The 14,462-nt window shown below is 58.7% G+C and carries 14 protein-coding genes; 10 read left to right on the plus strand and 4 right to left on the minus strand.

Annotated elements, in window-relative coordinates:
- The first annotated feature begins 99 nt into the window (after positions 1 to 99).
- Complete coding sequence (locus ACRZ95_RS07810) at positions 100 to 1,380, plus strand: MFS transporter (RefSeq protein WP_170554530.1); 1,281 nt, start codon at positions 100 to 102, stop codon at positions 1,378 to 1,380.
- A gap of 17 nt (positions 1,381 to 1,397) precedes the next feature.
- Here the strand turns inward: ACRZ95_RS07810 and ACRZ95_RS07815 are convergent, their stop codons facing one another.
- Positions 1,398 to 2,087: a nitroreductase family protein gene (locus tag ACRZ95_RS07815; RefSeq protein ID WP_170677187.1), complete on the minus strand. Its 690-nt coding sequence runs from the start codon at positions 2,085 to 2,087 to the stop codon at positions 1,398 to 1,400.
- Between the two features lie 4 nt (positions 2,088 to 2,091).
- The gene (locus tag ACRZ95_RS07820) at positions 2,092 to 3,009 is read right to left on the minus strand and encodes a LysR family transcriptional regulator ArgP (RefSeq protein WP_170677189.1); all 918 of its coding nucleotides are present in this window, start codon (positions 3,007 to 3,009) and stop codon (positions 2,092 to 2,094) included.
- Positions 3,010 to 3,095: 86 nt separating this feature from the next.
- Between ACRZ95_RS07820 and ACRZ95_RS07825 the strand changes: the two genes are divergently transcribed.
- The 6 genes from ACRZ95_RS07825 to ACRZ95_RS07850 all read left to right on the plus strand — a co-directional run bounded on the left by ACRZ95_RS07825 (position 3,096) and on the right by ACRZ95_RS07850 (position 8,869).
- On the plus strand, positions 3,096 to 3,695 hold the full coding sequence (locus ACRZ95_RS07825) for a LysE/ArgO family amino acid transporter (RefSeq protein ID WP_170677190.1): 600 nt from the start codon (positions 3,096 to 3,098) through the stop codon (positions 3,693 to 3,695).
- 40 nt (positions 3,696 to 3,735) lie between these two features.
- Positions 3,736 to 4,644: a DMT family transporter gene (locus ACRZ95_RS07830; protein WP_170677192.1), complete on the plus strand. Its 909-nt coding sequence runs from the start codon at positions 3,736 to 3,738 to the stop codon at positions 4,642 to 4,644.
- Between the two features lie 87 nt (positions 4,645 to 4,731).
- On the plus strand, positions 4,732 to 5,304 hold the full coding sequence (gene betI / locus ACRZ95_RS07835; RefSeq protein WP_170462042.1) for a choline-binding transcriptional repressor BetI: 573 nt from the start codon (positions 4,732 to 4,734) through the stop codon (positions 5,302 to 5,304).
- A complete protein-coding gene (gene betC, locus ACRZ95_RS07840; protein WP_170677194.1) occupies positions 5,301 to 6,809 on the plus strand; it encodes a choline-sulfatase in 1,509 nt (502 codons plus the stop codon). Before betI ends, betC begins: the two co-directional genes overlap by 4 nt.
- An 82-nt stretch (positions 6,810 to 6,891) precedes the next feature.
- Positions 6,892 to 8,550: a choline dehydrogenase gene (gene betA / locus ACRZ95_RS07845; RefSeq protein WP_480554760.1), complete on the plus strand. Its 1,659-nt coding sequence runs from the start codon at positions 6,892 to 6,894 to the stop codon at positions 8,548 to 8,550.
- 79 nt (positions 8,551 to 8,629) lie between these two features.
- The gene (locus ACRZ95_RS07850; RefSeq protein ID WP_170639396.1) at positions 8,630 to 8,869 is read left to right on the plus strand and encodes an HP1242/YdcH family protein; all 240 of its coding nucleotides are present in this window, start codon (positions 8,630 to 8,632) and stop codon (positions 8,867 to 8,869) included.
- Positions 8,870 to 8,925: 56 nt separating this feature from the next.
- Here the strand turns inward: ACRZ95_RS07850 and ACRZ95_RS07855 are convergent, their stop codons facing one another.
- A complete protein-coding gene (locus ACRZ95_RS07855) occupies positions 8,926 to 10,326 on the minus strand; it encodes a helix-turn-helix domain-containing protein (RefSeq protein WP_170378023.1) in 1,401 nt (466 codons plus the stop codon).
- A 66-nt stretch (positions 10,327 to 10,392) separates the two neighbouring features.
- Positions 10,393 to 11,598, minus strand: coding sequence for a multidrug effflux MFS transporter (locus tag ACRZ95_RS07860; RefSeq protein WP_170677198.1), 1,206 nt, complete (start codon positions 11,596 to 11,598; stop codon positions 10,393 to 10,395).
- A gap of 181 nt (positions 11,599 to 11,779) precedes the next feature.
- Here ACRZ95_RS07860 and ACRZ95_RS07865 point away from each other — a divergent pair, with 181 nt between their 5' ends.
- The 3 genes from ACRZ95_RS07865 (at position 11,780) to ACRZ95_RS07875 (ending at position 14,384) form a co-directional block, all read left to right on the plus strand.
- Entirely contained in the window at positions 11,780 to 13,312 is a 1,533-nt protein-coding gene (locus ACRZ95_RS07865; RefSeq protein WP_170471793.1) for an acyl-CoA carboxylase subunit beta, read from the plus strand.
- Positions 13,313 to 13,525: 213 nt separating this feature from the next.
- On the plus strand, positions 13,526 to 13,903 hold the full coding sequence (locus tag ACRZ95_RS07870; RefSeq protein WP_480554784.1) for a DUF6497 family protein: 378 nt from the start codon (positions 13,526 to 13,528) through the stop codon (positions 13,901 to 13,903).
- Between the two features lie 130 nt (positions 13,904 to 14,033).
- On the plus strand, positions 14,034 to 14,384 hold the full coding sequence (locus ACRZ95_RS07875) for a hypothetical protein (RefSeq protein WP_170471789.1): 351 nt from the start codon (positions 14,034 to 14,036) through the stop codon (positions 14,382 to 14,384).
- Positions 14,385 to 14,462 lie beyond the last annotated feature (78 nt).

Here is a 14,462-nt window from a genome sequence, read left to right on the forward strand (position 1 = left end):
TAGCTTCCGAAGTGTTGCTTGGCTGATCAGGCTCAAGCGATTACTCTTTGAAATGTGGACGAGAAAACAAAAAGGCTGGCTTTGATGCCAGAGTGATACATGGCGCGTGACCCGTCAGATCTGGCAAAACGCAATGTCCCGGTCCTGGCCGGGCAGAGCATTCTGTCTCAGGTCGCGTGGACCTTAGGCAGCCCGTCGGTGGTTTTGCCGTTTCTGGCGGTCTCATTCGAGTTGCCGATGTTCATCGCCGGGGCGTTGGTCTCGGTTCGCATGGTCGGCAGCATGATCGCGGATTTCTTTCTGGCCCGTTCGATTGCCGCGCGGCCCGAGAAGAAACGCGGGATTGCGATGACCGAAATCGCAATTGGAACCTGCCTTTTGGTCGCCATGGGGGTAGCCGCCACAGGCATCGTGCCGCTGATCGCCATTGCCTTCATCGCAGTCTTTTTCCTGATCGGGCTTATCGATGAGGTGCAGAACCTCATGCTAACCGATCTACTGGGCGATCATGTGCATTCGAAATCCCGAATGATGATGCAGTATTTGCAACTGGGGGCCGGTGGGCTGGGCGCCATAGGGTTGGCGCTTTTGTTGCATGAGTTGACCAAGGACAATCCGCCGTTTTCGCGCCACTCGGTCGTCATCGCGGTGTCCGCCACGTTCTTTCTACTATCTGCCCTGTCGATCCTTGCGATGTTTGAGATCCGCAAGACCAACAGTTCAGAATCCAATGAAGCCAAACACTTGGGCCTGTCTTTGAAAGCCAATATCAAGTCCATCTTCAGCATGTTCGAACATGCTTGGTTTCGCCGCTACCTGGTCATGCGCATGCCGCTTGTCGTAGTGTCCTTGTCCGTGCCGTTTTTCGCCCTGATTGCGGCCGAGGCGCATCACAGCTCGGCCAAGGGGCTGACCGCGATGATTGTGTCTTCGGCGTCTGGCTATCTAGTCTCGGCCCCGCTTTGGCAGCTGTTAAACATGAAATCCCACCGTACCGTCATGGTCGCAGGGACTTTGATGGTCGCAATTACAGGGATCGTCCTTTTGGCGTTTCACTATCTGGGCATCGACCACGAAGTTCACCTGCATGCGATTGCCCTGTTCATCGCAACGGTTGCCGTCACGGGGATCAGCAGCGCGCGCAAGCTCTACTTTCTTGACGTCGCCCCGAAAGAGCAGCGGGTTCAGGCCTCTGCCGCGATCAAAAGCATCGCACGCCTGACCGCTGTTGCCATGTCAGCCGCTTTGGCAGCGGTCGCGCATATGCATGAGGTTTCGCTGGCGGTTGCGTTCATTGTTCTGTGCAGTCTGGTCGCAACCGCTGCCTGTTACATGGTCGTCTTGCCCAAGCCAGCGACACCTGATTTGCAGGGCGGCTGAAGCCACCAGAGGCCCAATCAGAAGAACGACGAAATCTCGTCCAGAGGTTTCTTCATCTTGGCAACGGAGGGGACAGTCGCGGCCTCTGATGGGTGGCCAACAGCGATGATCATTTTGGGCTTTTCCGATGCTGGGCGCCCCAGCGCGTCATTCAGGAATTTCATCGGGTTCGGCGTGTGCGTCAGTGAAGAAAGCCCGGCGTGATGCAGGGCAGCCAACAGAAAGCCCGTTGCGATGTTGACGCTTTCGGGGACGTAGTAGTTTTTGTACCGCGTTCCATCCTCGAACTCACCCCAGCGCTGGGCGAAAACCACGATCAGCCAAGGGGCAATGGTCAGGTGTTCTTTGACAGCGTTGGTCCCGATGGGTTCTAGCGCTTTAATCCACTCATCCCCTGCGCCGCCAGCATAAAAACGACGTTCTTCTTCCTCGGCCTCTTCACGGATGCGTTGTTTCAAAGCCGGGTCAGCGATGGCCGCAAAATGCCATGGCTGGTGGTTGGCCCCGGATGGCGCGGTGCCTGCGGTCCGCAAGCAGGCCTCAATCACTTGGCGATCAACGGGGCGGTCGATGAAATCTCGGATGGTATGGCGCTGGCGCATCTTGTCGTAGAATGCCTGAGCGGCCTGCTGCATCTCGGCATCGCTCATCTCGCTTCGATGGGGCAGGGGTATCGGATCATAGCTGAGCGCATCGCGTGAGAACATGGTCTTACTCCGGATTTTTGCTCTTTATCTGGCGGTCGGCATCCGGGATCAAGGCCTTTGCAGCGCCCCGTTTTACGGCTTTGGTCAAGGGGGTCAGAGCCGAGGCCAAAACGCGACCAACCTGCCAATTGAGGGGTACGTCCAAAGGCGCATCGGGCGCGACTTCGCAAAGCCTGCCATCCTGCAAAGCGTCGCGCACCAGGGGCTCGGGGTTCATGCCCCAACCCAATCCAGCAATAGCGGCATCGACAAACCCATGGGATGAGGGGACGAAATGCGAAGGCGGTGAGAGTCGCTGCCCGGTTTGGGCCGCCATCCAGACCCTCTGAAGGCTGTCCTTGCGGTTGAATACAAGGCAGGGCGCTTTTGCCAGCGATCGTGCGGTCAATCCCGCGCTGAACCAGCGCTTGGTAAATTCCGGGCTGGTCGTCGCGAGATACCGCATCGCGCCAAGGGCATGGGAATCACATCCGGTGACAGGTTGCCCTCCGACGGTGATTGCAGCACTGACCTCGCCACGGCGCAGCCAGTCTGCCGAATGCTCCTGATCGTCGATCACGAGATCGAACAACAGGTCCGGCACCTGCGTCATCACATCGATGAACCACGCAGCCAGAACATCTGCCGGAAGGGCGATGCGCACCCGCGCCGGACCGGGGCCGCTCTCCAAGGTCAATTCGCGTGCAAGTTGGGACTCCAGCAGTCCGATATCCTCGGCATGTTTGGCAATCCGCAGCCCGGCAGGCGTGGCGGTGCAGGGAGAGCCGCGATTGATCAGGCTGGTGCCGATGCGATCCTCCAACGCTTTGATCCGCTGGGAAATTGCCGAGGGCGTAACGGACAGCTCAGAGGCCGCCGCGTCAAAGCTCCCGTGCCGCAGAATCGCGGCCAGCGCGTCCAGGTGATGTGGATCGATGAACATTAGTCAGATTTAATCTTGTTCAGTATCTTTAATTTGATAGGCCGAGGCGAAGCCGCTAGTCAAACCTTCAAACGACAGGAGGTTTCATGTCAGCGCCCCTCATCGCTGGTTTTGTCCTTAGCTTCAGCCTGATTCTGGCCATTGGTGCGCAGAATGCGTTCATCCTACGGCAGGGTCTGCGGCGCGAGCATGTGTTTATCCTGTGCCTGACTTGCGCCGTATCGGACGCGATTTTGATTTCCGCCGGGATTGCAGGATTTGGCACGCTGGCACAGGCCGCGCCGTGGTTCGAGACTGTCATGCGCTTTGGCGGCGCCGCGTTTCTTACATGGTACGGATTACGCAGCCTTCGGTCAGCCTGGCAGGGCGGGGCGGCGATGGAAATGGGCGAGAGCCAACGCACAAGCCTGCGGTCGGCGATGCTGACCGTGCTGGCCTTCACCTGGCTGAATCCGCATGTCTATCTGGATACCGTGGTGCTGATCGGCTCGATTTCGGCCCAGTATGAGGACCGGTTCAGCTTTGCCATTGGGGCCGTGACCTCAAGCTTTGTTTTCTTCTTCACGCTGGGCTACGGGGCCAGGATATTGTCGCCGTTTTTCGCGCGCCCACGCGCATGGCAGGTGCTGGACGCGCTGATTGGGATTGTGATGCTGGGAATTGCGTGGAAGTTACTTGTCATGTGAAGGGTTGTTCTACCGGTAAATTCGGTGTTCAACCGGGACCATGACAACAGCTTCCGCCCCTTCGCGCCCCGTAGTGGGAATGTTCTGGATGTTCGCTGCGGGTCTGGCCTTTGTGGTGATGACGGCGCTGGTGAAATCACTCGGCTCGACTATGGACCCGATTCAGGCTGCGTTTTTGCGCTACGTTCTTGGGTTGGTGTTTCTGTTGCCTGCTCTGCGGTCGATCCTGGCAACGCGGTTGAGCAAGCGCGATCTCTCATTATTCGGGCTAAGAGGGGTCATCCACGGGGTAGCGGTCATGCTGTGGTTCTACGCGATGACCCGCATTCCTTTGGCCGAGGTGACGGCCATGAACTACATGACCCCGGTCTATGTCACGCTGGGCGCGGCCCTATTTCTGGGTGAGAAGCTGGCCTTTCGCCGATTGGCCGCCATTCTGGTCGCCTTGATCGGCGTGTTGATCATTCTGCGCCCCGGATTTCGCGAAGTTTCCAGCGGGCATCTCGCCATGCTGGGAACAGCGCTGACGCTGGGTGGGTCCTACCTGCTGGCCAAACTGCTGGTGCGGGATATCCCGCCCTCGGTCGTGGTGGCCCATCTGTCGATCTGGGTGACGCTGGCCTTGATCCCCTTTGCAATCGCGGTCTGGTCGCCGCCTACTCTGCGGGACATTGGGGTGCTGTTTCTGGTCGCAAGCTTTGCAACAGCAGGGCACTATTTCATGACATTGGCTCTGCAGGCCGCCCCGGTTGCGGTCACACAACCCGTCACCTTCCTGCAGCTTATCTGGGCGACGTTTGTCGGAGCCTTGGTGTTCCACGAAAGCGTTGACATCTGGGTCGTGGCTGGCGGTACGCTGATCCTGACCGCCGTCAGCTTCATTTCCTGGCGCGAAGCGATGCTGAACAAACGCGATGTGACACCGTCGGCTTTTGCACCCAAAGCATGAAAACAGCCGTCCGAAAACGAGATTGATTGACGAGTCAATAAAAAGCGCCTAGCGTCTTCGGGAAATCCTGTTGCCCAGGGGGACGCGATGCCAAAAGTCGGAATGGAGCCTATACGCCGTGATGCGATCGTTCGTGCGACGATTGCCGAATTGGGCGTGCAGAAATCTCTGGACGTGACGGTCAGCCAGATTGCCAAACGCGCAGGCATGTCCAGCGCGTTGGCGCACCACTACTTTGGCGGCAAGGATCAGATCTTTTTGGCTGCTATGCGGCAAATCCTGACGGATTTCGGTAAGGAAGCCCGGACCGAGCTGGCTGCCGCAGCCCCGGACCAACGGGCGCAAGCCATCATCCGCGCCTGTTTCGCGCATTCGTGTTTCACCCCGGACGTGATTGCGGCGTGGATGACCTTCTATGTCCTTGCGCAAACCAATGACGACGCGCTGCGGCTGTGGAAGGTCTATCAGGCGCGCATCCGCTCGAACCTGATCCATGCGCTGCGCCCCCAAATTGCCGAACCGGTCAACGCGGCCGAGACCATGATTGCCCTGATCGACGGGCTTTATATCCATTCGGCGCTGAGCGCCCCGGAAGAGCCACAGCTGGCTGCCAATCACGCCTTGCGCGTCCTGAATACTCTGCTCGAGGGCGAAAAATGACAAAACCAAACATTCTGATCCTGATGGTGGATCAGCTGAACGGCACCTTGTTTCCCGACGGTCCGGCCGACTGGTTGCACGCGCCGAACCTGAAGAAACTGGCCGAACGCTCGACCCGTTTTGCCAATGCCTACACTGCCTCACCGCTTTGCGCGCCGGGGCGGGCGAGCTTCATGTCGGGTCAGTTGCCCTCACGCACAGGGGTTTACGATAACGCGGCCGAGTTCCGAAGCGACATCCCGACCTATGCACACCATCTGCGCCGCGCGGGTTACTACACTTGCCTGTCGGGTAAGATGCATTTTGTCGGGCCAGACCAGTTGCACGGGTTCGAAGACCGCCTGACCACCGATATCTACCCCGCTGATTTCGGTTGGACTCCGGATTACCGCAAACCAGGTGAGCGGATCGACTGGTGGTATCACAACATGGGGTCCGTCACCGGCGCGGGCGTGGCCGAAATCTCGAACCAGATGGAGTATGACGACGAGGTCGCTTACCACGCCAAGGCCAAGCTCTATGATCTGGCGCGCGGTAAGGACGACCGTCCGTGGGCTATGACCGTCAGCTTCACGCACCCTCATGACCCCTATGTTGCGCGCCGCAAGTATTGGGATCTTTATGAGGATTGCGAGCATCTGCTGCCTGAGATTTCTGATCTCGGCTATGACAATCAGGACCCGCATTCCAAGCGGATTTTCGACGCGAATGACTGGCGCAGCTTCGACATCACAGAAGAAGATATCCGCAAGTCGCGCCGCGCGTATTTTGCCAATATCACATACCTGGATGACAAGATCGGCGAGATCCTCGAAGTGCTGGAGACGACGCGCCAAGAGGCGATCATCCTGTTTGTCTCGGACCATGGCGACATGCTGGGCGAACGCGGGTTGTGGTTCAAGATGACGTTCTTCGAGGGCTCGTCGCGAGTGCCACTGATGATCTCGGCACCGGATTTACCTGCCGGACTGATTGAAACGCCTGTGTCCACCATCGACGTGACCCCGACTCTGGGCGCGCTAGCCGGTGTTGATATGGCCGAGATTGCCCCATGGACAGATGGCGAAGACCTCGTGCCTTTGGCCAAAGGGCAGGAGCGGACAGCCCCTGTGGCGATGGAATACGCGGCCGAGGCCTCCTATGCGCCACTGGTCTCGTTGCGCTACGGCAAGTGGAAATACACTCGTTGCGCTCTGGACCCCGATCAGCTGTTTGATCTTGAGGCCGACCCGCATGAACAGAACAACCTCGCCGATGATCCCGTGCATGCCGGAACCTTGCAAATCCTGCGCGCCAAGTCCGAGGCGCGCTGGGACCTGGACCGGTTTGATGCGGATGTCCGCGCCAGCCAGGCGCGCCGCTGGGTTGTCTACGAGGCGTTGCGGCAGGGTGGGTACTACCCGTGGGACTACCAGCCGCTGCAAAAGGCATCCGAGCGCTACATGCGCAACCACATGGACCTGAATATCGTCGAGGAAAGCCAGCGGTTCCCGCGCGGCGAGTGACCTCTTCTTCTTTTTGAAAATACGCCCGCCGGAGGCAGAGCAGGTTTCGAAACCTCTCACGGCGGATCTATGGAGACGTGAAATGGAAGCAGATTTTGTCATTGTGGGTGCTGGCTCTGCCGGCTGTGCGATGGCCTATCGCCTGAGTGAGGCCGGGGCCTCGGTTCTGGTGATCGAACATGGGGGCACGGATGCCGGGCCATTTATTCAGATGCCCGCGGCGCTGAGTTACCCGATGAACATGTCGCTTTATGACTGGGGATTCAGCTCGGAACCCGAACCCAACATGAACAACCGCCGGATGGCCTGTCCGCGTGGCAAGGTGATCGGTGGGTCTTCCTCGATCAATGGGATGGTTTATGTGCGCGGCCACGCGCGGGATTTTGACACTTGGGCGGATATGGGGGCGGATGGCTGGTCCTATGCGGATGTGCTGCCTTACTACAAACGCATGGAAAACTGGCATGATGGCGGCCATGGCGGTGACCCGGAATGGCGGGGCAAGGATGGTCCACTGCATGTGTCACGCGGTCCGCGCAAAAACCCGTTGTTCCAAGCCTTCGTCGATGCTGGACAGCAAGCGGGCTATGAAGTCACGGGCGACTATAACGGCGAGAAGCAGGAGGGTTTTGGCCCGATGGAGCAGACCGTCTGGAAAGGACGGCGCTGGTCAGCTGCAAATGCTTATCTGCGACCTGCTCTGAAACGTCCCAACTGCGACCTTGTCAAAGGTTTGGCGTCGCGCGTTGTGATGGAAGAGGGTCGCGCAGTTGGTGTAGAACTGGTGCGTGGCGGCAAGAAAGAGGTCATTCGTGCCCGGCGTGACGTTATTCTGGCCGCTTCGTCGATCAATTCGCCCAAACTGCTGATGCTCTCGGGGATCGGTTCGGCATCACATCTGGCAGAGCACGGCATTGACGTGATCGCCGACCGCCCCGGCGTGGGCGCAAACCTGCAGGACCATCTGGAGTTGTATATCCAGCAGGCCTCGTTGCAGCCGATCACGCTGTACAAGCACTGGAACCTGTTCAGCAAAGGTCTGATTGGCGCGCAGTGGCTGTTCACCAAAACCGGTCTTGGGGCCTCGAACCAGTTCGAGAGCGCGGCGTTCATCCGGTCGAACCCGGGTGTGGAATACCCCGACATCCAGTACCACTTCCTGCCAATTGCAGTGCGCTATGACGGTCAGGCCGCGGCCGAGGGGCACGGGTTCCAGGCGCATGTGGGGCCGATGCGGTCTCCGTCGCGTGGGGCTGTGACTTTGCGGTCGAACAAGGCTGAAGACGCGCCGGTGATCCGGTTCAACTACATGAGCCACGAAAAAGACTGGGAAGACTTCCGCAAATGCATCCGCCTCACCCGTGAGATCTTTGGTCAGGACGCCTTCAAACCTTATGCGGGCAAAGAGATCCAGCCCGGCGCTTCGGTGCAGACGAATGAGGAGCTGAATGCCTTCATCGCAGAGCATGCCGAGAGCGCCTATCACCCCTGTGGCACCTGCCGGATGGGGCGCGCGGATGACAAGAACGCCGTGGTCGACCCCGAAGGTCGTGTCATCGGTGTGGATGGTTTGCGCGTGGCGGACAGCTCGATCTTCCCGCAGATCACCAATGGTAACCTCAACGCGCCGTCGATCATGGTGGGTGAGAAGATGTCGGATCACATACTGGGCAAGGACGCGCTGCCGAAGGCCAATGACCGCCCGTGGATTCACCCGCAATGGGAGGTGGCGCAGCGCTGATTTGATCCGCGTCAAAGTGGGGTGGGGTGACATCCGATAAACCTGAATCGCAACGACATTTATTCAGGAGCGAACAGGAATGTCCCACACCCCGCATGAACTGGCCGAAGAGTTTCCGGACAAAGTTGAGGTGATGAGCCAGCTCAAGCAGACGGACGCTCATTTTGCGCGGCTGGCTGACGAGTATCACGAGATTAACCGCCGCGTTCACCGCGCCGAAACCAATATCGAGCCGGTGGAAGAACTGGCCGAGGGCGAGATGCGTAAGAAACGCGCCGCGCTTAAGGATGAAATCTGGGCGATCGTGTCCAAGGTTTAACGCCAACAGCGGGGGCTCTGCCCCCGCACCCCCGGGATATTTTGGCCAGATGACGATCAAGTGACCTCATAGGGCAGTGTGCCTCGGGTATGAGTGTCGATGGCCAAGCGCCGTTCCAGTGGCGGAACCGAGCGTTGGTGGCAATTTGCGCGCTCACAGATGCGGCAGGAAATGCCGATCGGTTCGTAGGCGCTGGCGTTGTTGATATCCAGATTATCTGCATAGACCAATGCTTCGGCGTGGCGGGTTTCGCAGCCCAATGCAATGGCATAGCGACGCACCGGCGCACCGAATGAGCCGCCGGGTTTTGAAACATCCCTCGCCAGCGAAATGTAGCGGACACCATCGGGCGTTTCCGCCAGTTGCCGCAGGAAATGCCCCGGAGTTTCAAAGGCGCGGTGGACGTTCCACAACGGGCAGGCACCGCCAAAGCGGGCAAATTGCAGCCGCGTGGCCGAGTGGCGCTTGGTAATCGTTCCGGCCTGATCTACGCGGACGAAGAAGAACGGGATGCCTTTTGCGCCGGGCCGCTGCAAAGTGGACAGGCGGTGCGCGACCTGTTCGATTGAGGCGCCAAAGCGGTTGCTCAGCATTTCCAGATCATGCCGGTCCTCTTGGGCGGCGGCCAGAAATGCGCTGTAGGGCATCAGGGACGCGCCCGCGAAGTAGTTGGCAAGGCCGATTTTGGCGATGGCGCGGGCCTCTTCACTCTGGAATTTGGCGAAATCGAGCGTGGCCTCTAACAGCTTGTCCTGACTGATGAGGGCAACCTGAAGCAGCAGTTGAAAGACCTGCGTTTGCGGTGCAGCGCGCGAGGACAGGCGCAGGGTTCTGCTTTCCTTGTCGTAGCTGCGCAACGGGTTGATGTCTGAGAAGATCACTTGAATGCCGCGTTCTTCCAGGCTTTGCAGCGCGGCCTGACGGATGCCGCCCGGGCCGTCGGCGCGTTTGGCAAACAGTTCGGCGGCGCGGTCAACCGCGTCGATGTAGTTGTCGCAATAGTGGAAGAAGTCGCGAACTTCCTCCCATGGGCTGGCTTGGGTGCGGGAGTCTTCGCGGCCTAGCGCTTCGTCTAGTGAGGCGAGGCGTTCGTGGGTTTGGCGATAGCTTCGGTGCAACTCGATAAAAGCACGGGCAAGAGCTGGGGCGTTTGAGGCGGTTAGGCGCAGATCAGCTAGTGGGGGGATATCGTCGGCAAAGACCGGATCGGCCAGCGCCTCACGCATATCCGAGACCAGCCGCTCGCTATCGCCCGTACTTAGCTCGGTCACGTCCATGCCGAACTCCTGCGCCAACGCCAGAACAACGGTGGTCGAGATCGGCCGGTTGTTGTTTTCCATCTGGTTCAGGTAGGGCAGGGAAACACCCAGTTTTGTGGCAAATTCCTTCTGGGTCAGCGTCAAGCGCGTGCGCATTTCGCGCAGTTTGGCGCCGGCATAGAGTTTTTGGGTGGCCATGGAAGTGCCTTTGCAACTTTTCTATTCCGGCACGTTAACTTTGCAAACCCTCTTGGGCAAGGCGTCTTAGAGGCCCAATTGCCGTTCGCGCCAAATGACCGAGCAGATCGCTGCGATGGCAAGGATCGCCGTGACCAGCATGAGCCAGAGCAGGGGCATTGCGCCTGTTTCGACGGTCAGTAGCGCCCCTGCCAGTGCGCTCAGGCCTGCTCCTCCGCCCAGCATGATTGCGCCGCTGAGGCCCGAGGCGGTGGCGGCCAGATGTGGTCGAACGGACAGGGCACCGGATGTTGCGTTTGGGATCGTCATCCCATTGCCCAATCCGACGAACGTCATGAAGCCGAAAAAACTGAGCGCTGTTCCGAAGCCTGTCAGGAACAAAGCGGCAGACAGGGCGACGCCGGCGGCGTTCAGCCAGGTTCCCCAAAGTACCATGCGGTTGATGCCGAACCTGACCGAATACCGCCCGCTGAAGAAGTTCCCCAAAAAATAGCCCAACGCGGGTGCGCCGAAATAGATACCGACTTCGGCCGCGCTCATGCCAAAGACTTCGGTTCCGATGAAGGGTGCGCCGCCCAGATAGGCAAAGAACGCGCCGGACGAGCACGCAGAGGAGAGGGAGTAGCCCCAGAACCGGGGAGACATGAGCAGTTCAGGGTATTCGCGAAATTGCTGCAGCAGGGTTTTACCGCTTTTGGCTGAGGTTTCCCCGAAATCGACATAGGTCAAGGCAAGGGTCAGGGCGCCCAAAGCGAAGGGCAGCCAGAAATTGGCTTTCCAGCCAAAGCTCTCTTCCAGTAACCCGCCTATGGCCGGGCCAATCATCGGGACTACGGCCATTCCCATGGTGACGTATCCGATCATCGAGGCCGCCTGATCCTGATCATACATGTCGCGAACCGCGGCCCGGCTGAGGACCATCCCGACCACCACGACCGCTTGACACATGCGGAAAAGTAGGAACACCTCGGCTGTCGGTGCATAGATGCAGCCAAGTGTCGCCAGCAGAAAGAGTGCGAGTCCCCAAAGCAAAACCGGGCGTCGTCCCGCCTTGTCTGCAATTGGCCCGATGATGATCTGCAGGACCGCGTTTACCAGCAGATAAAGGGCGATCGACAGTTGCATGACCTTGTAATGCGTGTCGAAATGTAGGGCCATGTTCGGCAGGCTTGGCAGGAATAGATTCATGCTCAGCGCCGACAGTCCCGAGAGAAGAACCAAAGTGCCGATTGTGGGTGGTGTGCGATAAGCCGACGACGTTCTGAACTGCATGGTTCGCTTGTATAGCTGTTGAGTAGGCAAAGGCCAGACGCTTGATGCTGTTGGTAGAAATTCGCAAATTTACAGTTTGAGCAAACGAGATTTTCAAAACTTTGCAAATTTGCCGAAAATACCTTTGGCTGAAGGGTAGCTCACTGTAGGGTCCGGTCAGATTTCACAGGGGACTATCGCCATGAAAGACATCCTTTCCGAGCTTGAAGAACGCCGCAACGCGGCCCGTCTGGGTGGTGGGCAAAAACGGATCGACGCGCAGCATGGGCGGGGCAAGCTGACCGCGCGCGAGCGGATCGAGCTGCTGCTGGACGAAGGCAGTTTTGAAGAATTCGACATGTTCGTCAGCCACCGTTGCACCGAATTCGGGATGGAAAAACAAAAGCCTGCCGGGGATGGTGTGGTCACCGGCTGGGGCACGATAAATGGCCGTATGGTCTATGTGTTCAGCCAGGATTTCACCGTGTTTGGTGGTTCGCTGTCGGAAACGCACGCCCAGAAGATCTGCAAGATCATGGATATGGCCGTGCAGAACGGCGCGCCGATCATCGGGATCAACGACTCGGGTGGTGCGCGAATCCAGGAAGGCGTCGCCTCGCTCGCGGGTTATGCCGAAGTGTTCCAACGCAACATCACCGCGTCCGGCGTGGTACCTCAGATCAGCGTGATCATGGGCCCCTGTGCGGGTGGCGCGGTATACAGCCCGGCGATGACGGACTTTATCTTCATGGTGAAGGACTCATCCTACATGTTCGTCACCGGCCCGGACGTGGTGAAGACCGTCACGAATGAGGTCGTTACAGCTGAGGAACTGGGTGGGGCTTCAACGCATACCAAAAAGTCCTCGGTCGCGGATGGCGCTTTTGAAAACGATGTCGAAGCTTTGGCCGAGGTGCGCCGACTGGTCGACTTCCTGCCGCTTAACAACCAGGAAAAACCTCCGGTTCGGCCTTTCTTTGACGATCCCAACCGTGTCGAAACCTCATTGGATACATTGGTACCGGACAATCCAAACACACCGTACGACATGAAGGAGCTGATCACGAAGATTGCGGATGAAGGCGATTTCTACGAGATTCAGGAAGACTTCGCCAAGAACATCGTCACTGGCTTCATCCGTCTGGAAGGACAGACTGTGGGTGTTGTGGCGAACCAGCCCATGGTTCTGGCTGGGTGTCTGGATATCGACAGCTCACGCAAGGCGGCGCGTTTTGTGCGCTTCTGCGACTGTTTCGAGATCCCGATTCTGACGCTGGTGGACGTGCCCGGCTTCTTGCCTGGGACGCAGCAAGAATATAGCGGCGTGATCAAGCATGGTGCCAAGCTGCTTTATGCGTACGGTGAGGCGACCGTACCGAAAGTGACCGTGATTACCCGTAAGGCCTATGGTGGCGCTTATGTTGTGATGGCCTCGAAGCATCTCCGTGGCGATTTCAACTATGCGTGGCCCACGGCTGAGATCGCGGTGATGGGTGCGAAAGGCGCGACCGAGATCATCCACCGCGCTGACCTCGGCGACGCTGAGAAGACCGCGCAGCATGTCTCCGACTATGAAGACCGTTTCGCCAACCCGTTTGTGGCGGCTGAACGCGGCTTTGTGGATGAGGTGATCATGCCGCAATCAACGCGCCGTCGTGTCTCACGGGCTTTTGCCAGCCTGCGCGGCAAGCAGTTGAAAAACCCGTGGAAAAAGCACGACAACATCCCTCTCTGAGTGTGCGGGGTGGGGCGACCCACCCAAATCCGCCGAAAATTGCGGTACTCCGCCGCGGTTTGCCCGAATTCAAGGCAGAATTGACAACGAGCGAAAAATCGTCGAATGATCCGATCCATCAGACATAGAACCGCGCGGGCACATAGCACTGCGCGCGCGATCCCGGAAGGAGGAGCCTGCCATTGGCGGGTCCGGGGTCGCGCCTTGGGTCTGATGTTTAGTATCCTGTCTCTGCCAAGCATTTCAGTGGCCGAAACCTCTCTGCCCGTGCCTTCAGGCCAACCCGTGCATCTGAGCGACGTTCTGTTGGACAACAACCCGGGAGAGCTGTGGGTGCGGTTCCGGTTCATCGCCCCAAAGATCGGCGCGACGGTGGGGCGGATCGGGTACGACGTGGCCTCAAACGATATGGAGCATCTGTGCCAGACGCTGGCGGTTGCCTATGTCGCCCAGCATGATTTGGACCCGGCCCTGGTGGTAATTTCACTGTCCGACCGCCCGATCCAATTCGGCGATGCCGCCCCCGATGCAACTCAGTTTTTCGAAGCCTACCGGCTGGAGCAGTCCCGGTGTATCTGGGAGGGGCTCTGACCATGATTTGTCGTCATGAAAGCAGAGCATCTCAGACAACGGATGCGGCTTTGGAGGTGCGCGCTATGACTTTTTCCCCTTTCGGGTGCGAATTCTTATTCCCGATGACAGCGGTCAACGAGGTGCTAGGATGTTGAAGCATCGGGGTTTTCCGGGCCGTCTGCCGGGGACGGATTTTCAATTCACTATCCGCCGTGCCAACCCTAAGGGCGTGACGCCGATCACCCGGCGTGAGCGGTTCCGCGACCGCAAACCTGCGGACCGTCGCGCAGATGCCGCCTTTATGGAGGCGCTTTGGCAGAACTTCGGGGATCAGCCCTTTGAACGCGGCAATCTGGATGCAGGGCGGCTGAGCTGGCTGTTTGAGCGTGAGGTCGTGCCAGCCGAAGATCCCTTCGACCCGGCTAGCTATGATGCGTTGTTGGTCATTGATCTGGACGCGGCACGTGCGTCTTTTCCCGAAGTTTTCGGGGTGGGCTGAGCGGTGATCCACCCTGTGCCTCATATCCTTGCCCGCATGGGTAAAACCCTGCCCGAAGACGGGCAGGGCGGGTATATG

This window comes from Ruegeria sp. AI3 (genome assembly GCF_056541245.1).